This is a genomic window from Streptomyces sp. UNOB3_S3 (assembly GCF_020740895.1).
Classification (GTDB): domain Bacteria; phylum Actinomycetota; class Actinomycetes; order Streptomycetales; family Streptomycetaceae; genus Streptomyces.
The window spans coordinates 1-1,322 of sequence record NZ_JAILXP010000570.1 but is presented as its reverse complement, the minus strand read 5'-3'; the positions used below and the strand labels follow the sequence as shown (position 1 = coordinate 1,322).

The 1,322-nt window shown below is 57.5% G+C and carries 1 rRNA gene; it reads left to right on the top strand.

Annotation, left to right across the window (positions count from 1 at the left end):
• Positions 1-50: 50 nt before the first annotated feature.
• Positions 51-1,322 (top strand): 23S ribosomal RNA (locus tag K6I33_RS33715); the annotation flags it as partial.

Genomic DNA, 1,322 nt, shown 5'->3' with positions numbered 1-1,322 from the left:
CGGGTGGCTGGTCGTTGTTTGAGAACTGCACAGTGGACGCGAGCATCTGTGGCCAAGTTTTTAAGGGCGCACGGTGGATGCCTTGGCACCAGGAACCGATGAAGGACGTGGGAGGCCGCGATAGGCCCCGGGGAGCTGTCAACCGAGCTTTGATCCGGGGGTGTCCGAATGGGGAAACCCGGCAGTCGTCATGGGCTGTCACCCGCTGCTGAACACATAGGCAGTGTGGAGGGAACGCGGGGAAGTGAAACATCTCAGTACCCGCAGGAAGAGAAAACAACCGTGATTCCGGGAGTAGTGGCGAGCGAAACCGGATGAGGCCAAACCGTATGTGTGTGATACCCGGCAGGGGTTGCGCATGCGGGGTTGTGGGATCTCTCTTTCATGGTCTGCCGGCCATGAGACGAGTCAGAAACCGTTGATGTAGGCGAAGGACATGCGAAAGGTCCGGCGTAGAGGGTAAGACCCCCGTAGCTGAAACATTAGCGGCTCGTTTGAGAGACACCCAAGTAGCACGGGGCCCGAGAAATCCCGTGTGAATCTGGCGGGACCACCCGCTAAGCCTAAATATTCCCTGGTGACCGATAGCGGATAGTACCGTGAGGGAATGGTGAAAAGTACCGCGGGAGCGGAGTGAAATAGTACCTGAAACCGTGTGCCTACAAGCCGTGGGAGCGTCGCGCATCGAGCTTGCTCGGTGCGTCGTGACTGCGTGCCTTTTGAAGAATGAGCCTGCGAGTTTGCGGTGTGTTGCGAGGTTAACCCGTGTGGGGAAGCCGTAGCGAAAGCGAGTCCGAATAGGGCGATTGAGTAGCGCGCCCAAGACCCGAAGCGGAGTGATCTAGCCATGGGCAGGTTGAAGCGGAGGTAAGACTTCGTGGAGGACCGAACCCACCAGGGTTGAAAACCTGGGGGATGACCTGTGGTTAGGGGTGAAAGGCCAATCAAACTCCGTGATAGCTGGTTCTCCCCGAAATGCATTTAGGTGCAGCGTCGTGTGTTTCTTGCCGGAGGTAGAGCACTGGATAGGCGATGGGCCCTACCGGGTTACTGACCTTAGCCAAACTCCGAATGCCGGTAAGTGAGAGCGCGGCAGTGAGACTGTGGGGGATAAGCTCCATGGTCGAGAGGGAAACAGCCCAGAGCATCGACTAAGGCCCCTAAGCGTACGCTAAGTGGGAAAGGATGTGGAGTCGCAGAGACAACCAGGAGGTTGGCTTAGAAGCAGCCACCCTTGAAAGAGTGCGTAATAGCTCACTGGTCAAGTGATTCCGCGCCGACAATGTAGCGGGGCTCAAGCGTACCGCCGAAGTCGTGTCATT